Genomic DNA, 24164 nt, shown 5'->3' on the forward strand with positions numbered 1-24164 from the left:
ATGGGCATCGGCGAACCCCTGGACAACTTTGACACGGTGCTGCGGTTCCTATCCCTGGTCAACAGCCCCGACGGACTCAACATCGGGATGCGCCACATCTCTCTGTCCACCTGCGGTCTGGTCGAAAAAATTGACAAACTGGCCGAACATCAGTTACAATTAACCCTATCGGTATCTCTCCATGCTCCCGACGATGAGACCCGCAGCAAGCTGATGCCGGTGAACAGAAGCGTGGGCGTGGAGAAGCTCTTTGACACCTGCCGCCGGTATTTTGAAAAGACCGGGCGGCGGATCTCCTATGAGTACGCCATGGTGGACGGGGTGAACGATTCCGACTGGCAGGCTGACCTGCTGGCCAGTCACCTGAAGGGCACCCCGGGCCATGTGAACCTGATCCCCCTGAACCATGTGGCGGAAAGCCCTCTCAAGCCCAGCCGCCGGGTGGCCCAGTTCCAGAAGCGCCTGGAGTCCCACGGCATCACGGCCACGGTACGGCGCAAGCTGGGCGGGGACATCGACGCCTCCTGCGGTCAGCTCCGCAGGAAGGCCATGCTGCATACCGATGATTGAGCTGCACTGGCCCAAACGCCAGTTCCATTGTTTTGCCGCGGGCCCGGGCAGCAGGGCCGGCCGGCTGGAAAAGAGGCTGATTCACTATGATCAAAGCGTGGGGCATCACCGATAAAGGCGTGGTGCGTACCCAGAATCAGGACGGGTATTACTTAGACGTGCCGTCGGAACACCTGGCTGTGGGCGTGGTGTGCGACGGTATGGGCGGCGCCAAGGCGGGCAACATCGCCAGCCTCATTGCCGTGGAGACCTTCGTGGATACCCTCCAGCACGCCCAGGGCGAGCCGGATACCCCGCCGCCGGCGGTGCTGGCCCGTGCGGCGGAGGAGGCCAACGGCGCGGTATACCGCCGGGCCAGTTCCGATCCCGACTGCTTCGGCATGGGCACCACCATGGTGGCGGTGATGGTGGTGGAGAACACCGCCTATCTGCTGAACATCGGCGACAGCCGGGCCTACCACATCAACGAGGGGGGCATCACCCGGCTCACCCGGGACCACTCGGTGGTGGAGGACATGGTGGCCCGGGGAGATATCACCCCGGAACAGGCCCGCACTCATCCCCGAAAGAACCTGATCACCCGGGCTCTGGGCGCGGAGGAGCGCATCCGGGCCGACCTGTATGAGCGGGAGCTGGTCAGCGGAGACTACCTGCTGCTGTGCTCCGACGGGCTGAGCAACATTCTCTCCGACCAGGAGCTGCTCTACGAGGTCATCCACGGGGGAGATCCGGCTGACTGCTGTCAGCGGCTGCTGGACATCACCATCTCAAGAGGTGCGCCGGACAACGTGACGGCGGTCCTCTTCCAGATCCTTTGAAAAGGGGGTAATGAACTATGGATCAGTACATAGGGAAATTACTCGACAACCGATATGAAATTCTGGAGCGCATCGGCATCGGCGGTATGGCCGTGGTGTACAAGGGCCGGGATCACCGGCTCAACCGGCTGGTGGCCATCAAGATCCTGAAGGAGGAGCTGGCCTCCGACGCCGAGTTCCGCCGCCGCTTCCACGATGAGTCTCAGGCCGTTGCCATGCTGTCCCATCCCAATATCATGGCGGTGTACGACGTGTCCCACACGCCCGAACTGGACTATATCGTCATGGAACTGCTGGACGGCATCACCCTCAAGCAGTATATGCAGAAGAAGGGCGGCAAGCTGGCCTGGCGGGAGGCCCTTCACTTCATCACCCAGATCATGAAGGCCCTGTCCCACGCCCACAGCCGGGGCATTATCCACCGGGACATCAAGCCCCACAATGTGATGGTGCTGCGGGACGGATCCCTGAAGGTGGCCGACTTCGGCATCGCCCGGCTCACCTCCTCGGCACAGGCTACCCTGACCCAGGAGGCCCTGGGCTCGGTCCACTATATCTCCCCCGAGCAGGCCCGGGGCAGCCACATCGATGCCCGCAGCGACATCTACTCCGCCGGCGTGGTGCTCTATGAGATGATCACCGGCCGCCTGCCCTATGAGGGAGATTCCCCTGTGGCAGTGGCCATTCAGCACATCAATTCCATCCCCCTGTCTCCCAGAGAGATCGATCCGGAGATCCCAGAGGCGCTGGAAGCCATCACCATGAAGGCCATGGCCTCCGACGTGAACCAGCGGTATATCTCCGCCGACGCCATGCTGGCCGACCTGGAGGAGTTCCGCAAGAATCCCTCCATCAACTTTGACTATACCCCGGCGGATTTGCTGGTGACCGAAGGGGATGAGCCCACCCAGGTACTGGGTGCCAACACCCCCAGCAATGTGCGGGCCCAGCCCGCCCACGCCGACCGCTATGAGGAGGATACCTGGACCCGGTCCAGAGGGCCACGGCGGGAGGAGGACCCCCGCAGCCGTACCAAAAATAAGCGGTACGAGGATGACTATGAGGAGGTCCGGGGCGCCAACAGCCGTCTGCCCATCTTCCTGGCCATCGGTGCGGTGGCTCTGTTCCTGGTGGGCATGGGTGTGTTCCTGTGGTTCTCCTTCTTCAATGGCCTGGGCGGCGGCAGTTCCACCCAGTATAATGTGCCCAAGCTCATTGGCATGACTGTGGAGGAGGCCGAGCAGCACTCCGACGTGGTGGAGGCTGGCTTCCATATCGTGGTCGGCAATACGGTGGACAGCAGTCTGCCTGCCGGTCAAATCGTATCTCAGGACCCGGAGAGCGGCCGTAACGCCCAGGCGGGCGCTACCATCACCGTGGATCTGAGTAACGGCAGCGACTCCGACGAGCTGGAGGAGGGCGTCATGCCCAACCTGGTGGACCGCGACAAGCGGATCGCCATCAGCGAGCTTAACGCCCTGGGCTACAGCGAGGAGAAGGGCAACCTGGTGATCCAGGAGGAGGCCAGCGAGGACGTAACCAAGGATTACGTCATCTCCACCGATCCCAAGGCCGACGCCAGCCTGGAGGGCGTGGACAAGGTGACCCTGGTGGTGAGCACCGGCCCGAAGGAGGAGCCGGTGACCGTCATCAACTTTGTGACCATGACGGAGCAGGAAGCCCGGGATGCCGCCGACAAGCTGGGCCTGACGGTCTCTGTGGAAGAGGTGTACGACGACTCGGTGGAAGCTGGCCATGTGTGCTGGCAGAGCATCGATCCCAACACCGAGGTGGAGAAGGGCCAGACCATCCGCCTGCGGGTGAGCAAGGGTTCCGACCCCTCCGCCGGCGAACCCACCACCCAGCCCAGCACCGATCCCAATGAGTCCACTCCGCCCACCGACCAGCCCACCGAGTCCCCCAGCAGCCAGCTGAAAACCATCTCCTACACCGTCAATCTGCCCCGGGATCGGGACAGCGTGGAGGTGGTGATCACGGTGGACGGACAGGAGCAGTACCGCAAGACCCTGGATACGGTTCAGCAGCTGGTGACGGTGCCCCTGAAGGGCAGCGGCACCCAGACCGTCGGCGTCTACTTCGACGGCCAGCTCAGCCTGAGCGAGCCCAAAGACTTCGGCTGATATGGAAGGGATCATTTTAAAAGCCCTCAGCGGCTTCTACTATGTGGACGACGGCTCCGGCAGGCTCACCGCCTGCCGGGGTCGCGGCAAATTCCGCCACCAGAAGGTGAGCCCCCTGGTGGGGGACCGGGTGGAGTTTACCCGCCTGGAGGGGGAGAGCGGCATTCTGGACGCCGTTCTGCCCCGGAAAAATGAGTTCCAGCGCCCGGCAGTGGCGAATATTGACCAGCTGGTGGTGGTGGCCTCCGGGGCCATCCCGGTCACCGACCCCTTCCTCATCGACCGGGTGGTGTCCATCGCCGAGGGGCGGGACTGCGAGAGCATCATTGTCCTCAACAAGTGCGATCTGGACGGGGCGGACAGCCTGTACGACACCTATACCAGGGCGGGCTTCACTACCCTGCGGGTGAGCGCCCAGACGGGGGAGGGCATTGATCAGCTGGCCGCTGCCATTGTTGGAAAGGTATCTGCCTTTACAGGCAATTCCGGTGTAGGCAAGTCCTCCATTCTCAACGCCCTCCAGCCCGACTTCCATATTCGGGTGGGCGAGGTGTCCGACAAGCTGGGCCGTGGCCGCCACACCACCCGTCATGTAGAACTGTTCCGGCTGGACAGCGGGGCCATCGTGGCCGATACCCCCGGCTTCTCCTCCTTCGATACCGAGGAGATGGAGCTGCGGCGGCCGGAGGAGCTGCAATACACCTTCCGGGAGTTCGCTCCCTATCTGGACCAGTGCCGGTTCACCGGCTGCGCCCATGTAAAGGAAAAAGGCTGTGCAGTCCTTGCGGCGGTAAAAGCGGGGGAGATCCCGGCCAGCCGTCACCAGAGCTATGTGCGGCTGTACCAGCAGGCAAAGGAAGTGCCGGAATGGCAGAGAAAATAACCAAACAGGCCCTCATCGTCGGCGCAGCCCCCTGCGCCGACCTGGCTTTTCTGGGGGCGTATCTGGAGGGAAAGGACTGGACGGTGATCTGCGCCGACGGCGGGCTGCAAACCGCTCTGGCCGCCGGGCTGAAACCGGACTACCTCATCGGGGACTGGGATTCCGGCGGCGGCCCCGCCGGGGACGTACCCTATGCCACCCTGCCGGTGGAGAAGGACTTTACCGACCTCCAGGCGGCGGCCCACTGGGCCTTGGAACAGGGATGCAAAGAGCTGCTGCTGTGTGGCTGCACCGGCGGGCGGCTGGACCACACCGCCTCCAATCTGGTGCTGCTGGAGTGGATCGCCCGCCGGGGCGGCAAAGCCGTCATGGCCGACGGGGACAACGAGGTGCGTTTTCTGGGAAACGGCGGCCTTACGTTGGAAGATACGCCCCACTATCACTATCTGTCTATCATTCCCCTGGACAAGACTGTAAAGGGTGTTACCTTGCGTGGTGTCAAATATCCCCTGGAGGGTGCATCCATCACCCGTGGGGATACCCTGACCGTCAGCAACGAGCCCTCCGGGCCGGTGATGGAGATCTCTGTGGAGGAGGGGGCAGTGCTGGTGATCCGCAGCCAGCGGGAACCATAAAAGCATACTGAATACCTCATGTGGGGCGGCAAAAGCCGCCCCCTGTTTTATCGTCCGCCTTTGAGGCATGAACACAACCGCCTTCCTGCGCGTATACTGGGACAGAACCAGTGAAGGGAGGCGGCTGTTTTGACGTTGGAGGGCAAGAAGACCCTTGCCGCGGCGGTGCTGTGCGGCGCGGGCGCGGTGCTGCTGTTTCGTCCGGGCACTCTGGCGGTCTTTGTGGCCGGGGCCTGGATGGGCCGCCGGGGCTTTGGCTGGCTCAAACGATATTGGCTTGACAGGGAGGCATAAGGTATGAAGATCGTGGTAGTGAAGTCCCCCAAAGCCCTCAGCAGCCTGCTGAGGCTGGTATTCGGCATCAAAAAATCCGACCTGGCGCCGGAAAGCCGGTCATAGCCGGACCACCTTGTACATATATTGCCCTAGCAGCAATCAGTCTGGGCAATGGCCCGTACAAGGAGTGGAACGCTATGGAACTGGAACTGGAACGGACGGCGCTGGACGGATTTCGCGGGGTGCTGGACGCCGCCGTGGCGCAGGAGGAGACGGTAGAGAGCATCGTACCCGACGCCTGCCCGGACCTGCTGGAGGTCTGCGATACCGAAGGTGTGGTGTGCCTCCATAGGAAGGAGGCCATGGAGGGCCGGGTGGAGCTGTCCGGCACCATCCACGCCCTGCTGCTCTGCCAGCCCGACGGGGAGGTGGGTCTGCGGCGGCTGGAGGTGGATCTGCCCTTCACCTGCACCGCCGATTCCCCCGACATCACCCCCGGCTGCAAGGTGGTGGCCCAGCCCCGGCTGCGGGGGGCGGACGCCCGGCTGGTCAACCCCCGGAAGGTGCTGGTGCGGGCCGACCTGGTGGTGGACGTACAGGTGTTTGCACCGGTGGCCGACTGGGCTCCCGCCTCGGTGCTGGACCCGGAGCAGGCGGGGGTGGAGCAGCTCAGTCAGAGCTGTGACACCTGTGTGACAGTGTGTGTACAGGAAAAACCCTTCCCATTCAGCGACGAGCTTACCCTGGCGGGCAGCCGCCCGGAGGCGGAGGCCCTGCTGAAGTGGCGGGTGTCCCTGGAGTGCGGGGAGGCCAAAGTCATCGGCAGCAAGCTGATTTTCAAGGGTTCCGCCCGGCTCCAGGTGCTCTACCGCTGTGCCGACGGCGGACTGAGCACCGGGGAGTTCGAGCTGCCCATCTCCCAGCTGATGGAGGTGAGCGGCGCTGGGGAGGAGGCCATGTGTCAGGTGGGGCTGATCCTCACCGATCTGAGCTGTGAGCTGGACGACGGGGACGGGCGCACCATCAGCGTGTCCATGGGCCTGCTGGCCCAGGCGGTGATCCGGGAGGAGCGGAGCCTCACCCTGCTTACCGACGTGTACTCCACCCTCTATCAGCTGGACAACGAGATCCGCACCATGGACCTGAGCCGGGTGGCTGACCGGGGAGAGCGGGAGGTGGCCGTCCGGGAGCTGCTGGAAACCGGCGTGGCCCCCCAGGACGTGCTGGACGCCTATGTGACCATGGGAGACGTGACCCAAAACCGGGAGGGGGAGCGGGTATCCCTCACCGTTCAGGCCAATGTACATCTGCTCTGCCGCACCGAGTCGGGGGAGACGGCGGCTGTCACCCGCACCATACCCGTGTCCTGCCCGGTGGATCTGCCCGAGGGGGCACGGTGCTCTTGTCGGTGCGCCTGCACCGCTCCGGTGTATGGGGCGCCTGCCTCCGGGGGCGCGGAGGTCCGGTTCCCGGTGCGCTTTGCCTGGCTGGCCCTTACCGGCAGCAAGGCTGCCGCCGTCAGTGCCGTGTCCTTCGATGAGAATGCCCCCATTGACCACGCCGGTCAGCCCTCCATCGTGCTGCGGATGGTGAGCGGGGGAGAGCGGCTGTGGGACATCGCCAAGGCCTACGGCACCACCGCCCGGGACGTGATGCAGGCCAATGCCCTGGAGGAGGAGGAGCTGCCCGACGGACAGCTGCTGCTCATCCCCAGAAAACGATAAGCCGAGAAAATGGCCGCCATTTGGCGGCCATTTTTGATGGAGCGCGCATCGCCCCGATTTTTCCGCTTGCATTCCGGCGGTGGTTCTGTTATATTAGTAATTGCTTAAATACTTAATTAATAGGAGGACGATCTATGGCGTCGAAGCGTTATGCCGCTGTGGGGAAGCACTGCGTGGCCTGCGGCTGTTGTGTAAAGGTGTGCCCCATGTCAGCCATCTCCATCTGGCGTGGAGTCATCGCCCAGGTGGACCGGGAGAAGTGCGTGGGCTGCGGCAAGTGCGCCAAAGAGTGCCCGGCGGGCACCATTGAACTGCGGGACCGGGAGGTGGGCGCATGAACAAGAAAAAACACTGGTACGACTATCTGTGGATCGTCACCCCCATCTATCTGGGATTGGGGTTCTTCAACATCCTCTTTGCCTGGCTGGGCATGATCTTCTTCTGTCTGCCCCTGCTCATCGCCATCTTCGGCGGCAGCAAGCTCTACTGCAACCGCTACTGCGACCGGGGGCAGTTCCTGTCCCTGCTGGGCGGGCGGCTCAAGCTGTCCCGGAACAAGCCCACCCCCCGGTGGATGCGGACCAAAGCCTTCCGGTACGGCTTTCTCATCTTTTTCTTCGTGATGTTTTTCCAGATGCTCTTTACCACTTACCTGGTAGGGGCGGGAGCCAGAGACATTGGGGAGTTCGTCAAGCTGTTCTGGACCTTCCAGGTGCCCTGGCACTGGGCCTATCACGGCACCCTCTTTGCTCCCTGGGTGGCCCAGTTCGCCTTCGGGTTCTACTCCATCATGCTTACCTCCACCCTTATCGGCCTTATCGTTATGGTGCTTTTTAAGGCCCGGACCTGGTGCGTGTTTTGCCCCATGGGCACCATGACCCAGCTGATCTGCACCCTGTGGGCAGGCAAGGCCCCGGCGGGGGCCTGCGCCGCCTGTTCCGGCTGCCGGAGGTAAGCATATGGACGAACAACTGCGGGAAAAGGCCCAAACCATCGCTTCGCTTATGGCCCAGATGGCCAACGAGAACCGGCTGCTCATCCTGTGCGCCCTGCTGGACGGACCCAAGACGGTGGGGGAGCTGGGGGAGAGCGTGCCCAACATCACCGCTCCCGCCCTGTCCCAGCACCTGCACAAGCTGAAGGATGGGGGACTGGTCCAGGCGGAGAAGCACGGCCAGTTCGTTACCTATTCCATCAAAGACAGTCGCCTTCAGGCCCTGATGGCGGTGCTGAAAGAACAATATTGTGCCCAATGAACAGACAGCGCGTCCCATTTGATGTGGGATGCGCTGTCTGTTCTTCTAATTCCTGGTTCTCATATGGGAAATATTTTGTTAAAATGCCATAATTCCTATTGACATACTTTACTCCACTGTGTTAGGATGGTCTCATAAGATAATGATTCTTATTATTGATTCTAAATACAGATAAGGAGGACGACACCATGCTGTTCAAGACCACGGAGCAACACGAGGCCCTGCGGGCCAAGATCCGGGCATTTGCGGAAGCGGAAGTCAAGCCCCAGGCCTTCCTGATGGACAAGGAGAACCAATTCCCTGACGAGGCCATTAAGAAGCTGGGGGAGATGGGGCTCATGGGCATCCCCTATCCCAAGGAGTACGGCGGCGCCGGACTGGACGCCCTGAGCTACGCCATCGCGGTGGAGGAACTGTCCCGGGTGGACGGCGGCACCGGCGTCATCCTGTCGGCCCACGTGTCCCTGGGCTCCTGGCCCATCTTCGCCTACGGCACCGAGGAGCAGAAGCAGAAGTACCTGGTGCCCTTGGCAAAGGGCGAGAAGATCGGCGCCTTTGGCCTCACCGAGCCCAACGCCGGCTCGGATGCCGGCGGCACTGAGACCACCGCCGTGGACAAGGGGGACCACTGGCTCCTCAACGGCGGCAAGATCTTCATTACCAACGCGCCCAAGGCGGACACCTATGTGGTCTTCGCCGTCACCACCCCCGACATCGGCACCCGGGGCATCTCCGCCTTCATCGTGGAGAAGGGCTGGGAGGGCTTCACCTTCGGCGACCACTACGACAAGATGGGCATTCGTTCCTCCTCCACCGCCGAGCTCATCTTCAACGATGTGAAGGTGCCTAAGGAGAACCTGCTTGGCAAGGAGGGCCAGGGCTTCAAGATCGCCATGTCCACCCTGGACGGCGGACGCATCGGCATCGCGGCCCAGGCCCTGGGTATCGCCCAGGGGGCCTATGAGGCCGCCGTGGAATACGCCAAGGAGCGGGTCCAGTTCGGCAAGCCCATCGGCTTCAACCAGTCCATCGGCTTCAAGCTGGCCGATATGGCAACCAAAATCCGCTGTGCCCGTATGCTGGTCTACTCCGCCGCCGACCTGAAAGAGCATCACGAGCCCTACGGCACCGAGTCCGCCATGGCCAAGATGTATGCCTCCGACATCGCCCTGGAGGTCACCAACGACGCCGTCCAGATCTTCGGCGGCACCGGCTTCCTCAAGGGTATGGACGTGGAGCGGATGTACCGGGACGCCAAGATCACCACCATCTACGAGGGCACCAACGAGATCCAGCGGGTGGTCATCTCCTCCGCCATTATGGGTAAGCCCCCCAAGAGCGAGGGCGGCTCCTCCAGCCGGCCCAAGAAGCCTGCCCCTGTCACCGGCGTGCGCAAGCGCATCCTGTTGAAGGAGGGGAGCGCCGCCGATCAGGTCAACGCTCTGGTGGAGCACCTGAAGAAGGACGGCCACGACTTTACCGTGGGCATCCCCATGAATACCCCCATCAGCCAGGCTGAGCGCGTGGTGTCTGCCGGTCAGGGCATCGGGGACAAGAAGAACATGAAGCTGGTGGAGAACCTGGCCAAAGCCGCCGGCGCTGCCATCGGCTCCTCCCGACCGGTGGCCGAGACCCTGAAGTATGTGCCTCTGGACCGGTATGTGGGTATGTCCGGCCAGAAGTTCAAGGGCAACCTGTACATCGCCTGCGGCATCTCGGGCGCCATCCAGCACCTGAAGGGCATCAAGGATGCCTCCACCATCGTGGCCATCAACAAGAACGGCAACGCCCCCATCTTCAAGAACTGTGACTACGGCATCGTGGGGGACGTCAACGAGATCCTGCCCCTGCTGGCCGCCGCCCTGGACACCGGGGAGAAGCAGCCCGCGCCTCCCATGGTGAAGATGAAGCGCCCCGCGCCCCCCAAGCCCGAGCCCATCGGCAAGCGGTATGTGTGCGGCGGCTGCGGCTACGAGTACGTCCCCGAGCTGGGCGACCCCGACGCCGAGGTGGCCCCCGGCACCCTGTTTGAAAACCTGCCCGAGGAGTGGGTGTGCCCCGAGTGCGCCGAGGGTAAGGATATGTTCATTGAAGCTTGAGTAAGAAGGAGGGACTATCATGTATTGTGTCCGCAATGTGACGGAAGATCTGTTCTGGGTGGGCGCCAACGACCACCGGCTCCACCTGTTTGAAAACATCCATCCCATCCCCCGTGGCGTCAGCTACAACGCCTATCTGCTGCTGGACGAAAAGACCGTCCTCTTCGATACCGTGGACTGGTCCGCCTGCCGCCAGCTGCTGGAGAACGTGGAGCATCTGCTGGGAGACCGCCCTCTGGATTATCTGGTCATCAACCACATGGAGCCTGACCACGGCGCCTCCATCGAGGAGATCCTGCTGCGCTGGCCCCAGGTGAAGGTGATCTCCACCGAAAAGTCCTTCCTCTTCATGCGCCAGTTCGGCTTCCAGATCGACGGCCATGAGCTCATTGAGGTGAAGGAGGGGGACACCCAGACCTTCGGCAAGCACACCGTCACCTTCGTGGCCGCCCCCATGGTCCACTGGCCTGAGGCCATGGTCACCTTCGACACCACCAACGGCGTTCTCTTCTCCGCCGATGCCTTCGGCTCCTTCGGAGCCCTGGACGGCAAGCTGTTCGCCGACGAGGTCAACTTCGACCGGGACTGGATTGACGACGCCCGCCGCTACCTCACCAACATCGTGGGCAAGTACGGCCCCCACATCCAGCTGCTGCTCAAAAAGGCCGGTACCATTCTGGACCAGATCAAGTACATTTGCCCCCTCCACGGGCCCGTATGGCGGAAGGATCTGGGCTACTTCATCGACAAATACGACAAGTGGAGCCGCTATGAGCCGGAGGAGAAGGGTGTCATGATCGCCTACGCCTCCATGTACGGCAACACCGAGGCCGCCGCTCAGGCTCTGGCCGCCAAGCTGTGCGAGAAGGGCGTCACCAACGTGTGGGTGTACGACGTGTCCAACACCCATGTGTCCTACCTGGTCAGCGAGTCCTTCCGGCTGAGCCACATCGTGCTGGCCAGCGTCACCTACAACCTGGGCATTTACCCCGTCATGCACGACTATCTCATGCATCTGAAGGGCCTCAACCTTCAGAACCGCACCTTCGCCCTCATCGAGAACGGCTCCTGGGCCCCCAAGTCGGGCGACCTGATGCAGAAGTTCGTGGATGAGGAACTGAAGAACATGACCGTTCTCAACGACCGGTTGTCCATCGCCTCCGCCCTCCACGCCGACAAGGCCGCCGAGCTGGAGGCCCTGGCCGACGCCATTGTGGAATCCATGCAGTAACGACCCAAGCGAGCGCTCCCACAAATTTTGTGGGAGCGCTTGCCTTTTTGTCGTGAATTGGAGAGACTTACAATTTTCCGTATTGACAAACCGTTACTTTTGTGCAACTATTTGTTTATGACCGGAAACATCCGGAATTCGATGGAAAGAAGGGAGGTTGTTTTTTTCGCGGGACCCCGGACTCGAATCACAAAAGAAGGAGATGTGTACGACCATGAAAAAGTCCTTTCGCATCCTGTCTGCTGCGCTGGCGGGCACTGTGCTGCTGAGCACCAGCGCGCTGGCCTGCACCGGCGTCTATGTGGGCAAGGACGTCAGCGACCAGGGGACCTATATCATCGCCCGCAGTGAGGACCAGAGCCAGGGCGATTACAATAAGATGTTCATGGTGCAGCCCCGGGTGGAGAACGTGCCCGGCCGCTACATCGAGGACACCGCCACCGGCTTCAAGATCCCCCTGCCGGACACCACCTACAAGTACACCTATGTGCCCGACTACACCCGGGGAGACGACGGAATGTATCCCGGCTCCTGCACCAACGAGTACGGCGTGAGCATTTCCGCCACCGTGTCCACCTCCACCTGCGAGGCCTGGGAGAAGGCCGATCCCTTCGTGGAACCCGGCCTGCGTGAGGCCATTCTGGCCGCCTCCGTGGCCGCCGTGTCCACCAACGCCCGTGAAGCCGTGGACGTGCTGCTGGGCTATGTGGACCAGTACGGCTCCGAGGAAGGCAACACCGTCATGATTACCGATCAGAACGAAGCCTGGATCGTGGAGATCTACGGCGGCCATCAGTACTGCGCCATGAAGATGCCCGACGACAAGGTGGCGGTCTTTGGCAACCAGAACATGATCGGCCTGGTGGACCCCAAGGCCACCCCCGAGGACGGCTACATCTACTCCGACGGCCTGTTTGAGCTCATCGACCAGCTGGGTCTGGCGGTGAAGGAGGGGGACCTCTATCATCTGGCCAAGAGCGTCACCAACAACACCCGCGAGGACTACAACAATATGCGCAACTGGATGGGCATGAAGATCCTGGCGCCTTCCCAGGTGGGCGAGTACGACACCAACACCTTCTATCCGCTGTTCTACAGCCCCGATGAGAAGGTGAGCGTCCTCACCGTCATGGATATCTACCGCAACCGCTATGAGGACACCCCCCTGGATGTGACCCTGCCCGGCCAGGAGGAGAACCGTGTCATCGGCACCGAGCGCTCCTCTCAGATCCACATCCTCCAGACCTTCCCCGACTGGCCTGCCTACTGCTCCTCCATTGACTGGCTGGCCCTGGGCAACGCTGAGCATTCCGTGTTCATTCCCTTCTTCTCCGGCATCACCGACACCGCCGACGCCTACAAGGTGGACGGAGACACCTACGATCCCGCCGGCGCCTTCTGGATGTTCAAGCGTATCTGCACCATCGCTGAGCAGGACCGCACCCTGTACGGCCAGGGCGTGAAGGACTTCTGGAAGCTGCAGGAGGGCCTGATGTACGAGACCATGCTGGAGCAGGCCCCCATCGTCATGGCCAAGTACCAGGAGAGCCGGGCCGCTGGCGACGCCTATGTGACCCAGCTGGGTATCGACATGGCCGAACATGAGATGACCCTGTCCGACAACCTGTACGCCAAGCTGCTCACCACCATGATGCACAACACCGGCCTGGCCGCCGGCAAGACCCCCACCACCTTCCTGGCCGATGTGCCGGTGCGTGAGGTGGCCGAGGCCAAGGGTTACACCGTCACCTGGAACGGCGCCGACAGCACCGTCACGCTCACCAAGGGCACCACCAGCTACACCCTCACCCTGGAGAGCTACACCTGCAAGGTGGCGGGCGGCGACGATATCGAGCTGACCCACTACTGCTACGCCAAGGACGGCCTGACCTACGTCCCCATGGACTTCGCCAACCAGCTGTAATCCAGCTTTCCCGCAAAGGAGCGCGCTTCGGCGCGCTCCTTTGCTGTCTGTACGGCGGACTCGCCTCCAGGCATATTCCACGGCTTATCCCCATACCTATGTAGAGAAAACGCCGGCTTAACATGGCCGAAGGAGGAATTGCCAGTGGAACAACGCAAGCTCTATGAGGATATCGCCCTGCGGACTGAGGGGGATATCTATATCGGCGTGGTGGGGCCGGTGCGGACTGGAAAATCCACGTTCATCAAGCGGTTCATGGAGACCATGGTCATCCCGGGCATCGAGAACGTCTACCGCCGGGAGCGGGCCAAGGATGAGCTGCCCCAGAGCGGCTCGGGCCGCACCATTATGACCGCCGAGCCCAAATTCGTCCCCGAGGAGGCGGTGGAGGTCACCATGGACAGCGGGGCCACCTTCAAGGTGCGGCTCATCGACTGCGTGGGCTATCTGGTGCCCGGGGCGGTGGGCTCTCTGGAGGACGACGTGCCCCGGATGGTGACCACACCCTGGTTCCCGGAGCCCATCCCCATGACGGAGGCCGCCGAGATCGGCACCAGGAAGGTCATTGCCGAGCACTCCACCATCGGCATCGTGGTCACCACCGACGGCACCGTTACCGACATTCCACGGGAGGACTACCTGGAGGCGGAGGAGCGGGTCATCACCGAGCTGAAGGAGCTGGGTAAGCCCTTCCTGGTGGTGCTCAACTCCGCCCAGCCCCGGTCTGAGCGGGCTCAGGCCATCCGGGCGGACATCGCCTCCCGATATGATGTCACCTGCGTGTGCGTCAACTGCCTGGAGCTGGAGGAGGAGGCAGTGACTGGCATCATCAAGGGGGTGCTGTACGAGTTCCCGGTGAAGGAGCTGGATCTGTTTCTGCCCCCCTGGGTGGATGCCCTGCCCTGGGATCACCCCATCAAACACGGACTGTACGCCGCTATCCGGGAGAGCGCCAAGGGAATGCGACGCATCCGGGACGTAGAGAGCACGGTGGCCGCCATGGGAGAGTGCGACACGGTGAGCCGTGCCCAGGTCACCTCCATGAATCTGGGCACCGGTCTGGCCGCCGCCGACCTGGAGCTGCCCCGCAGCCTGTTCTACGACACCCTGTCCCAGCAGTCCGGCTTCACCATCCACGACGATGGGGACCTGCTGGAGCTTTTGAGCCGCCTGTCCCGGATCAAATCCGAGTATGACAAGGTGGCGGGCGCTCTGGAGGAGGTGAAGGCCACCGGCTACGGCATCGTGGTGCCCGGCACCGACGAACTGGTGCTGGAGGAGCCGGAGATCGTCCGGCAGGGCGGCCGGTACGGGGTGCGCCTCAAAGCCTCGGCCCCCTCCATACATATGATAAGAGCTGATATCGAGACCGAGGTCTCTCCCATCGTGGGCAATGAGAAGCAGAGCGAGGAGATGGTCAACTTCCTGCTTCAGGAGTTTGAGGGGGACACCAAGGCCATCTGGCAGTCCAACATCTTCGGCAAGTCCTTCCACGAGCTGGTCAGCGAGGATCTCAACGCCAAGCTCAAGCGGATGCCGGAGGACGCCCGGTCCAAGCTGCAGGAGACTCTCCAGCGTATCATCAACGAGGGTTCCGGCGGGCTGATCTGCATCATTCTGTAAAAAAGCGGGAGGATGGGCGGTACATCTTGCTTCGGACTGGGAAATGTTGTATCGTATCAGGCAGAGAGGACCCAGAAAGAGAAGAAGGAGAGATCCCGATGAAAAGACGTACCCTGTGTGTGTTGGCCGCCGTGCTGGTGTGCCTGGCCGGCTGCTCCGGCGGCGGTGACGGCCTTGTAGGAAATGTCTACACCTACGACCATGTGTCCATTGAACTGCCGGAGGGCTATGAGGTGGACGAGAGCGGTTCCTTCCCCATCATCTACTGCCCCGGCTACCCGACGCAGACCGACAACATCAACATCACCAAGGGCGAGCGGACAACATCGACAACTACGGCGAAGACGTGATTGACGACTATTATGCCTCCTCCCTCAACGGCTACAACGGAATGCGGTCCTTTGAGAAAACCACGGTGGGGGGCGTCGACGCCATCGTGTGCTCCTATGGCGTCGGCATGAACGGCGTGGAGATGGTGGGCACCCAGTATTATCTGTTCGGCAAGGATTTTACGGATGTGATCACCTTTACCAGCGTCTCCGGCGACTATGACGACGACTTCGAGGACATTGCCCAGTCCATCACGGTCCATTGAGTACAAGAGAAAAACCGCTGCAATCTTTATGGATTGCAGCGGTTTTTTGCGTCTTTGGTTCAGTTCTCCATACCCATGAGGATCTTCTCTGCGGTGATGGGCAGAGAGCGCACCCGCACGCCGGTGGCGTTGTATACTGCCTGGGCAATGGCGGGGGAGGGGGTGTTGATGACCACCTCGCCGATGGATTTGGCGCCGAAGGGGCCGTTGGGCTCATAGCTCTCCTGGAACTCCACCCGGATCTCCGGCAGGTCGGTGCGGCTGGGGATCTTGTAGGTCATGAAGGTGGAGTTGACCATCTGGCCCTTGGGGTCGTAGTTGATGTCCTCCAGCAGGGCCATGCCGATGCCCTGGGCGATGCCGCCCTCGGCCTGGACACGGGCCAGGTTCTTGTTGATGACGGTGCCGCAGTCCACCACGCCCACATAGTCCACAACCTTGGTCTCGCCGGTCTCCAGGTCCACTTCCACCTCGGCAAAGCCTGCCATGAAGGGTGGGGGAGAGGTGGGGCTGCAGTGGCTGGCGGTGGCGGTGAGCCACTGGGTGCCCTCGCCTACCACCAGGTCCTGGGCCAGCTTGTCCAGAGTGATGGAGGTCTCCGGATTGGTGCGGTCGTACACCTTGTCCCCGTCAAACTCCGCCCGCTCGGGGTGGATGTTGAGGCGGCGGGCCCCCTCGGCAGCGATCTTCTCGTTGAGCTCGGTGCAGGCCTTCACCACCGCCATGCCGGTGACGTAGGTGGTGCTGGAGGCGTAGGAGCCGGTGTCGAAGGGGGAGTGGTCGGTATCCACCCCGTCCACGGTGATGCGGTCCATGGGGCAGTTGAGAATCTCGGCGGCCATCTGGGCCAGAATGGTGTCGCAGCCGGTGCCCATATCGGTGGCGCCGATCATCAGGGTATAGTAGCCGTCGTCGTTGAGCTTGATGGTCACCGACGCGGTATCGATGGCAGAGATGCCGGAGCCCTGCATGGTTACCGCCATGCCCACACCCCGGACGCGGTGGTCGTCCACCTTGACGCAGGGGTATTTCTCCTTCCAGCCGATCATTTCCATGCCCCGCTCAATGCACTGGGGCAGCTTGCAGCTGGTGAGGGGCTCGTTGTAGTAGGCGGCCATATGCTCGCCCACATGGGGCAGGTTCATAAGCCGCAGCTGGGCCGGGTCCATGTTCAGCTTCTCCGCCAGCTCGTTCATGGCGGACTCCATGGCAAAGCAGCCCTGGGTGGCGCCGTAACCGCGGAAGGCACCGGCGGCCATGGTGTTGGTATACACCACGTCCCAGGAGAAGCGGAAGGCGGCCTGCCGGGCGTAGAGGGGGATGCTCTTGTGGCCCACCAGGCCGATGGTGGTGGAGGCGTGCTCGCCGTAAGCACCGGCGTTGGACAGGGCGTGCATATCCACCGCCTTGATGGTGCCGTCCTTCATGGCGCCCACTTTGACGTGGACCCGCATCTGGTGGCGGCTGTTGGAGGCCTGGAAGGACTCTTTCCGGGTATACACGATCTTGGCGGGCTTGCCGGTGCGCAGAGTGACCAGGGCGGGGAAGAGCTCACTGACCAGGGTCTGCTTGGCGCCGAAGCCGCCGCCGATGCGGGGCTTCACCACCCGCACCATGTTCTTGGGCAGGCCCAGAGCATGGGCGATGGTGCGGCGGCAGTGGAAGGGCACCTGGGTGGAGGATACCACGTTGAGCCGCCGGTTATGGTCCAGATAGGTATAGGTGCGGAAGGTCTCCATCATGGCCTGAGCGTTGGCCTTGGTGTAATAGGTACCCTCCACCACCACGTCGCAGGTGGCCATGGCGGCATCCACGTCGCCGTCGGCGTCGCAGCCGCTGGACACCAGGTTGCGCTTCTGGTCGCCGCCGATGTCGAAGTGGTGGAAGTAGTCATCCTCCGAATGAACCACAATGGGGTTGTCCAGAGCGGTCTCAAAGTCCAGCACCGGCTCCAGGATGTCGTACTTCACCTGGATCATGCCCATGGCCTTGGCCACGCAGTCCTTGTCCCGGCCTGCCACGATGGCCACCGGGTCGCCCACATAGCGGACGGTGCGCTCCAGGATGTAGCGGTCGTAGGGGGAGGGCTCCGGGTAGGACTGGCCCGCCAGGGTATAGCGGATCTGGGGCACGTCCTCCCAGGTCAGGATGCAGGCAATGCCGGGCACCCGACTGGCGGCGTCCTTGCGGATGGACTTGATGCGGGCGTGGGCGTGGGGGCTGCGGAGCACCTGCACCACCAGGCAGTCCCGGGGCACCATGTCCTCGGTGTACACGCCCTTGCCGCCGGTGAGGGCGGCGCCGTCCAGCTTGGGGATGGCCTGATTGACGAATTTCAGATTCATGCCTGACCCTCCTTCTCCCAGGGCTTGTCGTGGAGCCAGGCCCGCAGGGCCCGGGTCTGACCGGCGTAGCCGGAGCAGCGGCACAGGTTGCCCGCCAGATAGTTGGAGATTTCCTCCTCGGTGGGGTCGGTGAGCTCCCGGCGCATGGCCAGCACAGCCATGATGAAGCCGGGGCTGCAATAGCCGCACTGCTCTGCGCCCTGAGAGGTCATGTACCGACCGAAGGAGGCGGCCTCGTCCTTCACACCCTCCAGGGTGGTGACGTGGAGGCCGTCGGCCCGGGCGGCGGGGTAGGAGCAGGACAGCACCGGCTTGCCCTCCACCCACACGGTACACAGGCCGCAGTTGCTGGTGTCGCAGCCCCGCTTCACGCTGACGTAGCCGTACTTGCGCAGAAACTCCAGCAGCATCATATCGTTGGGGATGTGCTTGTTATACAGCATCCCGTTGACGGTGATCTTGACTTTCATCCCTTGTTCTCCTCCATGCACTGCTCTGCCGCCCGGCGCACCAGCACGGCGGCCAGCTTCTTCCGGTAGTCCGCCCCGGCCCGCAGGTCGGTGCCGTAGGTCAGCTCCCCGGCGGCGGCCTGTCCGGCAGCTGCGGCCCCCTTGCCCTCGTTGAGGCAGGCGGCGGCGCTTTCGCACCGCACTGCCCGGGCGGGACGGGCGCCCACCGACACGGTCCACTGGCCGTCCAGACAGCTTACCGCCGCGGCCAGGGTGGGGAAGTCGGTGGTGGAGCGGCGGACGCTCTGATAGGCGGCCCGGCGGCCGTCGTCTTTGATGCGTACCTTCAGCAGGATGTCGTCGAAGGCGATGGGGGAGGCCATGAACTGGGCCAGCGGCACTTCGCCGCCCCGGTAGAGCACCACGGTGGCGTCCAGCGCCAGAAGGGCGCAGGTCAGGTCGGAGAAGCCGAACCGGGAGAACACAGAGCCTCCCACGGTGGCGCAGTTGCGGAAGGGGACCCCCACGATGTGGGATACGCATTCTCCCAGGATGCCGTCAAAGCGGGAGGTGACGGCGGGGTGGGTCTCCAGCTGATGGAGGGTGACCGAGGCCCCCAGCTCCAGATAGCCGTCCTTCACTTCGATCTGGTCCAGGCCCAGCCGGGTCAGGTCGATGGCGCGGCCAATGCGGCGGCGGCCCATTTTCAGCCAGCAGCAGCCACCCAGGATAACGCTGGTCCGGGTGTCCCGCTGGAGCAGCTCGTCAGCTTCCTCCAGGGTCTCGGGAAACACGTAGCTCTTGATGGTGAACAAATCCAATTCCTCCCCATAGTTCGGGTCATTTCGCGTTTTGCAGACATGATATTATACCGGCTTCTGCCAGAAATGTACAGGGGAAATCATAAAAATACAAGGTTCAGTTTCCATCCTGCAAAAAGCCCTCCAGGCCCCGGCGGTCTGTCAGCTTCAGGCTCTTGTAGCCCGTCCTGATCCAGCCCTTTTTATCGAACTCGCCCAGCACCCGGCTTACCGTTACCCGGCTCACCCCCACGGAGGCGCCGATCTCCTCATGGGTGCAGCGCACCGTATCCTCCGGCCAGGGCAGGATGGTCAGCAGGTGGCGGGCGATGCGCTTGTCTGCCTGGAGAAAGTCCCCGTCCACATGGCCCGACAGCATCCGCACACGGCGGGCCAGGTCCTCCAGCATGGCGATGGCCAGATCGGGATGGGCGGCAAAGACCTGGGTCAGGTGCTGCCGGTCCACCGCCACCAGCTGGCATTTGGTCACCGCCATGGCGGAGGATACCCGGGGCTGGCCGTCAAAGAAGGCGGCCTCGCCCATCAGCTCGCCGGCGTGGGGGAGGGTGAGGATGCGCTCCTCGCCCTCGGGGGAGGAGATGAAGCACTTGGCGGTGCCCGATACAATATAATAAAAGCAATCCGCCCGGGTGTCCTGGAGATAGATCAGCTCTCCCGGCTCCTTGTGCAGAATGGGCTGGCCGTCGGCCAGAGGCGTCCAGATGTTGCGCAGCATGGCGGTTTCCTCCTTTCGGGCGGGGACAAGCCCTGCCCTTACGGTAAGATTGTAGCATGGTTTACATTCTTCTGGCAAGGGGGTATGGTATGCTGATACCAACAAGAAATAAGGAGGCGCCCTCGTATGGGAATGACCATGACCCAAAAGATCCTGGCCCGCCACGCCGGACTGGACCAGGTGGTACCCGGCCAGCTGGTGGAGGCCAAGCTGGACCTGGTGCTGGGCAACGACATCACCGCGCCCGTCGCCATCACCGAGTTCCGCAAGGCGGGACTGACTCAGGTATTTGATAAAGACAAGATCGCCCTGGTGCTGGACCACTCCACCCCCTGCAAGGACATCAAGTCCGCCCAGCTGTGCGCCCAGGCCCGGGAATTTGCCAAGGAATTCAACATCACCCACTTCTATGACGTGGGCTGCATGGGCGTGGAGCACGCCCTGCTGCCCGAGAAAGGCCTCACCGCCCCCGGCGAGTGCATGATCGGCGCCGACTCCCACACCTGTACTTACGGCGCGGTGGGTATGTTCTCCACCGGCGTTGGCTCCACCGACATGGCCGCCGGCATGGCTACCGGCCTTGCCTGGTTCAAGGTGCCCGCCGCCATCAAGGTCACCCTCACCGGCAAGTTCCAGCCCTATGTGTCCGGCAAGGACGTGATCCTCCACCTGATCGGCATGATCGGCGTGGACGGCGCTCTGTACAAGTCCCTGGAGTTCGCCGGGGAAGGGGTAGGGGAGCTGTCCATGGACGACCGCTTCACCATCGCCAACATGGCCATTGAGGCGGGCGCCAAGAACGGCATCTTCCCGGTGGACGACAAGACCCGTGCCTACCTGAAGGGCCGTGTCACCCGTGAGTGGGAGGCGGTGGAGGCCGACCCCGACGCCGAGTATGAGCAGGAGATCGTCATTGATCTGAACACCCTCCAGCCCACGGTGGCCCTGCCCCATCTGCCCTCCAACACCCGCACCATCGATCAGGTGGAGGGTACCCCCATCCAGCAGGTGGTGATCGGCTCCTGCACCAACGGCCGTCTGGACGACCTGCGGCAGGCCGCGGCGGTGCTCAAGGGCCGCAAGGTGGCCAACGGCGTGCGCTGCATCGTCATCCCCGCCACCCAGCAGATCACCCTGGACGCCATGGCCGAGGGCCTGATCCAGACCTTCATCGAGGCGGGCTGCGCCGTGTCCACCCCCACCTGCGGCCCCTGCCTGGGCGGACACATGGGCGTGCTCTCCGACAACGAGCGGGCCATCTCCACCACCAACCGCAACTTCGTGGGCCGCATGGGCCCCGTGTCCTCCGAGATCATTCTGGCCAACCCCGCCGTGGCCGCCGCTTCCGCGGTGGCGGGCGTGGTCGCCGATCCCCGAACGCTGTAAACAGCGTTCGGGCCCCCATATTTTTCTTCCTCGGGGCAAGTGAATTGCCCCTGCGGCAAGGTTTTGCAGTGCAAAACGCTTGCACGCGCCACTTGGCGCGTCCCGCCTGCGGCGGGTCCCAAGGCACCAAATAAGAAAGGGTGACATCCTTGAAAGTATATAAGTACGGCGACAACGTGGATACCGACGTGATCATTCCCGCCCGGTACCTCAACGCCCCCGACGAAAAATCCCTGGCCTCCCACTGCATGGAGGACATTGACGCCAACTTCGCTTCCACCGTGGAGCAGGGCGACATCATCGTGGCCGGAGCCAACTTCGGCTGCGGCTCCTCCCGGGAGCACGCGCCCCTGTCCATCAAGGCCTGCGGCGTGAAGTGCGTCATCGCCCCCTCCTTCGCCCGCATCTTCTACCGCAACGCCATCAACATCGGTCTGCCCATCATGGAGAGCCCCGAGGCTGCCGCCGCCATCCAGGCGGGGGACACTGTGAGCGTGGACTTTGCCACCGGCACCATCACCGACGAGACCCAGGGCAAGACCTGGCAAGCCGCGCCCTTCCCGGCCTTCGTGGACAACATCATCCAGGCCGGCGGCCTGCTCAACTCCCTGAAAGCGCGAGGTGTGGCCAAATGAATTACAAAATTGCTTTGATCCGGGGCGACGGCATCGGCCCCGAGGTAGTGGGTGAAGCCGTCAAGGTGCTGGAGGCCGTGGGCAAGAAGTTCGGCCACAGCTTTACCTATGAGGACGTGCTGCTGGGCGGCTGCGCCACCGACGCGGTGGGGAAGAGCTACCCCGACGGCACCGCCGAGAAATGCAAGGCCTGCGACGCCGTGCTGCTGGGCGCGGTGGGCGGCCCCAAGTGGGGGAGTGACAAGCCCGCCGAGCAGCGGCCTGAGACCGCCCTGCTGGCCATCCGCAAGGATCTGGGCCTGTACGCCAACCTGCGCCCCGCCGCCTTGCGGCCCGCCATGGCCGACGCCTGCCCCCTGAAGAAGGAGACGGCCGAGAAGGGCATTGACCTGATGATGGTCCGTGAGCTCACCGGCGGCATCTACTTTGGCCAGCGGGAGAAGTACCAGACCGAGGATCGGGGCATGGAGGCCGCCGACCGGATGGCCTATTCCGAGAAGGAGATCGAGCGCATCGGCCGCCGGGCCTTTGAGCTGGCCCGCCTCCGCCGGAAGAAGGTGTCCTCCGTGGACAAGGCCAACGTGCTGGAGACCAGCCGTCTGTGGCGGTCCGTCATGCACCGTCTGGCGGAGGAGTATTCCGACGTTCAGTACGAGGACGTGCTGGTGGACAACTGCGCCATGCAGCTGGTCCGTGATCCCGGCCAGTTTGACGTGGTGGTCACCGAGAATATGTTCGGCGACATCCTGTCCGACGAGGCAAGCATGGTCACCGGCTCCATCGGCCTGCTGCCCTCCGCCTCCATCGGCGACACCGCTCCCGGCCTGTACGAGCCCATCCACGGCTCCGCCCCCGACATCGCGGGCCAGGACAAGGCCAACCCCATCGCCACTATCCTGTCGGTGGCCATGATGTTCCGCTACTCCTTCCACCTGGCTGCCGAGGCCGACGCGGTGGAGGCCGCCGTGGACGCTGTGCTGGCCGAGGGCTGGCGCACCGCCGACATCGCCGAGCCGGGGGTCACCCCCATCGGCACCAAGCAGATGGGCGATCTCATCTGCGCCAAGATTTAAGGAAAACAGGGAAGAGGCGGCAGTGCCGCCTCTTCTTTTTATCACGATATAAAAAGAGCCGTTCCCGTGGTGGGAACGGCTCTTTTCTGTCGTTGGATTACATATCGACGGTCAGGACCTTCTTCAGGCGGGCAAAGCGGGGCAGGGAGTGCTCCTTGGGGCCGTTGGCCTCGCCCTGGATGAGGGGCAGGACGTAGTCGATGAATTCCTGCTTCACGCCGTTGCCGGCCTCGTTGATCCACTCGCGGGGCACCTTCTTCTCGAAGTTGGCCACGATGTCCAGGGGCTGCAGCACGGTCTCGCACTTGTAGCCGCCATCGCGGGTGCACTGGAAGGCCACCATCTTGTCGGTGGTGCCGGCCACAGCGGCCTCCACGGCGGTCTTGCCGGCCAGGAAGGCCTCGTCGATGTCGGTCTTGGAGCCCACGTGAGAGCCGCAGCGCTGGAGCAGGGACAGCTCGATGCCGCGGACCTTGGCGCCGGTCTTGTTTTTGATAATGTCGGCCAGCTTGACGGCCAGGCCGCCCAGCTGAGCGTGACCGAAGCCGTCGGTGGCGGAGGTCTCAGCCTCGGACACGAAGCGGCCGTCGGCATAGTGGATGCCCTCGGACACGGCCACCATGCACTTGCCGGTCTTGTTGTAGATGTCGGTCACGTCCTTGACGAACTGATCCATGTCGAAGTCGGTCTCAGGCAGGTAGACCAGGTCGGGGCCGCAGCCGGTGAGGGAGGCCAGGGCGGCGGAGCCGGCCAGCCAGCCGGCGTGACGGCCCATGATCTCAATGACGGTGACCATGCCGGTATCATAGACGTGGGCGTCCTGCCACACCTCGGCGCAGGAGGTGGCGATATACTTGGCGGCGGAAGCGAAGCCGGGGCAGTGGTCGGTGCCGTTCAGGTCGTTGTCGATGGTCTTGGGCACGCCCATGATGCGGCACTCATAGCCCACCTTCTGCATATACTTG

General features: G+C 63.0%; 25 protein-coding genes. 20 read left to right on the plus strand and 5 right to left on the minus strand.

What is annotated here, in order from left to right; translation table 11 throughout:
• From IHN22_RS07500 to IHN22_RS07580, 17 genes are all read left to right on the plus strand, one after another.
• Positions 1-570, plus strand: a 570-nt coding sequence (locus tag IHN22_RS07500; RefSeq protein WP_191434507.1) for a radical SAM protein, incomplete at its 5' end; no start/stop codon positions are given.
• A gap of 86 nt (positions 571-656) precedes the next feature.
• The gene (locus IHN22_RS07505; RefSeq protein WP_191434509.1) at positions 657-1388 is read left to right on the plus strand and encodes a Stp1/IreP family PP2C-type Ser/Thr phosphatase; all 732 of its coding nucleotides are present in this window, start codon (positions 657-659) and stop codon (positions 1386-1388) included.
• A 17-nt stretch (positions 1389-1405) separates the two neighbouring features.
• Positions 1406-3529 (plus strand): Stk1 family PASTA domain-containing Ser/Thr kinase, encoded by a 2124-nt coding sequence (gene pknB / locus IHN22_RS07510; protein WP_191434510.1) that lies wholly within the window; start codon positions 1406-1408, stop codon positions 3527-3529.
• A 1-nt stretch (position 3530) separates the two neighbouring features.
• Positions 3531-4412, plus strand: coding sequence for a ribosome small subunit-dependent GTPase A (gene rsgA, locus IHN22_RS07515; protein WP_191434512.1), 882 nt, complete (start codon positions 3531-3533; stop codon positions 4410-4412).
• Positions 4397-5047 carry a thiamine diphosphokinase gene (locus IHN22_RS07520; protein ID WP_191434514.1) on the plus strand — a complete coding sequence of 217 codons (651 nt, stop codon included), beginning with the start codon at positions 4397-4399 and terminating at the stop codon, positions 5045-5047. Before rsgA ends, IHN22_RS07520 begins: the two co-directional genes overlap by 16 nt.
• Positions 5048-5176: 129 nt before the next feature.
• On the plus strand, positions 5177-5341 hold the full coding sequence (locus IHN22_RS07525) for a hypothetical protein (RefSeq protein WP_191434515.1): 165 nt from the start codon (positions 5177-5179) through the stop codon (positions 5339-5341).
• Between the two features lie 3 nt (positions 5342-5344).
• Positions 5345-5446 carry a stage V sporulation protein SpoVM gene (spoVM, locus tag IHN22_RS07530; RefSeq protein ID WP_140399822.1) on the plus strand — a complete coding sequence of 34 codons (102 nt, stop codon included), beginning with the start codon at positions 5345-5347 and terminating at the stop codon, positions 5444-5446.
• A 74-nt stretch (positions 5447-5520) separates the two neighbouring features.
• Positions 5521-7047 carry a DUF3794 and LysM peptidoglycan-binding domain-containing protein gene (locus IHN22_RS07535; protein ID WP_191434517.1) on the plus strand — a complete coding sequence of 509 codons (1527 nt, stop codon included), beginning with the start codon at positions 5521-5523 and terminating at the stop codon, positions 7045-7047.
• Positions 7048-7181: 134 nt separating this feature from the next.
• On the plus strand, positions 7182-7385 hold the full coding sequence (locus IHN22_RS07540; protein WP_087268628.1) for a 4Fe-4S binding protein: 204 nt from the start codon (positions 7182-7184) through the stop codon (positions 7383-7385).
• A complete protein-coding gene (locus tag IHN22_RS07545) occupies positions 7382-8002 on the plus strand; it encodes a 4Fe-4S binding protein (protein WP_191434519.1) in 621 nt (206 codons plus the stop codon). Before IHN22_RS07540 ends, IHN22_RS07545 begins: the two co-directional genes overlap by 4 nt.
• A 4-nt stretch (positions 8003-8006) precedes the next feature.
• Entirely contained in the window at positions 8007-8303 is a 297-nt protein-coding gene (locus IHN22_RS07550) for an ArsR/SmtB family transcription factor (protein ID WP_242955348.1), read from the plus strand.
• Between the two features lie 188 nt (positions 8304-8491).
• Positions 8492-10402, plus strand: a complete 1911-nt coding sequence (locus tag IHN22_RS07555) for an acyl-CoA dehydrogenase family protein (RefSeq protein ID WP_191434521.1) — start codon at positions 8492-8494, stop codon at positions 10400-10402.
• A 19-nt stretch (positions 10403-10421) separates the two neighbouring features.
• Entirely contained in the window at positions 10422-11633 is a 1212-nt protein-coding gene (locus tag IHN22_RS07560; RefSeq protein ID WP_087327125.1) for an FprA family A-type flavoprotein, read from the plus strand.
• Positions 11634-11847: 214 nt separating this feature from the next.
• Positions 11848-13557 (plus strand): C69 family dipeptidase, encoded by a 1710-nt coding sequence (locus tag IHN22_RS07565; RefSeq protein ID WP_191434523.1) that lies wholly within the window; start codon positions 11848-11850, stop codon positions 13555-13557.
• Positions 13558-13701: 144 nt separating this feature from the next.
• Positions 13702-15180 carry a stage IV sporulation protein A gene (gene spoIVA / locus IHN22_RS07570; RefSeq protein ID WP_191434525.1) on the plus strand — a complete coding sequence of 493 codons (1479 nt, stop codon included), beginning with the start codon at positions 13702-13704 and terminating at the stop codon, positions 15178-15180.
• A gap of 98 nt (positions 15181-15278) precedes the next feature.
• Positions 15279-15530 carry a hypothetical protein gene (locus tag IHN22_RS07575; protein ID WP_191434527.1) on the plus strand — a complete coding sequence of 84 codons (252 nt, stop codon included), beginning with the start codon at positions 15279-15281 and terminating at the stop codon, positions 15528-15530.
• The gene (locus IHN22_RS07580; RefSeq protein ID WP_191434529.1) at positions 15527-15775 is read left to right on the plus strand and encodes a hypothetical protein; all 249 of its coding nucleotides are present in this window, start codon (positions 15527-15529) and stop codon (positions 15773-15775) included. The genes IHN22_RS07575 and IHN22_RS07580 overlap by 4 nt, the downstream gene beginning before the upstream one ends.
• Before the next feature lie 59 nt (positions 15776-15834).
• On the opposite strand, the gene IHN22_RS07585 is transcribed toward IHN22_RS07580, so the two are convergent.
• The 4 genes from IHN22_RS07585 to IHN22_RS07600 form a co-directional block, all read right to left on the minus strand.
• Positions 15835-18114, minus strand: a complete 2280-nt coding sequence (locus IHN22_RS07585) for a xanthine dehydrogenase family protein molybdopterin-binding subunit (protein WP_191434540.1) — start codon at positions 18112-18114, stop codon at positions 15835-15837.
• A gap of 2 nt (positions 18115-18116) precedes the next feature.
• Positions 18117-18590: a (2Fe-2S)-binding protein gene (locus tag IHN22_RS07590; RefSeq protein ID WP_191434531.1), complete on the minus strand. Its 474-nt coding sequence runs from the start codon at positions 18588-18590 to the stop codon at positions 18117-18119.
• Positions 18587-19384, minus strand: coding sequence for an FAD binding domain-containing protein (locus tag IHN22_RS07595; RefSeq protein ID WP_191434533.1), 798 nt, complete (start codon positions 19382-19384; stop codon positions 18587-18589). Before IHN22_RS07595 ends, IHN22_RS07590 begins: the two co-directional genes overlap by 4 nt.
• A gap of 103 nt (positions 19385-19487) precedes the next feature.
• Positions 19488-20105 carry a Crp/Fnr family transcriptional regulator gene (locus IHN22_RS07600; RefSeq protein ID WP_087187948.1) on the minus strand — a complete coding sequence of 206 codons (618 nt, stop codon included), beginning with the start codon at positions 20103-20105 and terminating at the stop codon, positions 19488-19490.
• A gap of 126 nt (positions 20106-20231) precedes the next feature.
• Between IHN22_RS07600 and leuC the strand changes: the two genes are divergently transcribed.
• The 3 genes from leuC to leuB all read left to right on the plus strand — a co-directional run bounded on the left by leuC (position 20232) and on the right by leuB (position 23199).
• Entirely contained in the window at positions 20232-21491 is a 1260-nt protein-coding gene (gene leuC / locus IHN22_RS07605) for a 3-isopropylmalate dehydratase large subunit (RefSeq protein WP_191434535.1), read from the plus strand.
• 149 nt (positions 21492-21640) lie between these two features.
• On the plus strand, positions 21641-22126 hold the full coding sequence (locus IHN22_RS07610; protein ID WP_087187950.1) for a 3-isopropylmalate dehydratase small subunit: 486 nt from the start codon (positions 21641-21643) through the stop codon (positions 22124-22126).
• Positions 22123-23199, plus strand: coding sequence for a 3-isopropylmalate dehydrogenase (leuB, locus tag IHN22_RS07615; RefSeq protein ID WP_191434537.1), 1077 nt, complete (start codon positions 22123-22125; stop codon positions 23197-23199). The genes IHN22_RS07610 and leuB overlap by 4 nt, the downstream gene beginning before the upstream one ends.
• A 97-nt stretch (positions 23200-23296) precedes the next feature.
• Here the strand turns inward: leuB and IHN22_RS07620 are convergent.
• A partial coding sequence (locus IHN22_RS07620; RefSeq protein WP_191434538.1) for a diphosphate--fructose-6-phosphate 1-phosphotransferase occupies positions 23297-24164 on the minus strand: 868 nt, incomplete at its 5' end.

The sequence above is a fragment of the Flavonifractor sp. An112 genome, assembly GCF_904377885.1.
GTDB classification, from domain to species: Bacteria; Bacillota; Clostridia; order Oscillospirales; family Oscillospiraceae; genus Flavonifractor; species Flavonifractor avicola.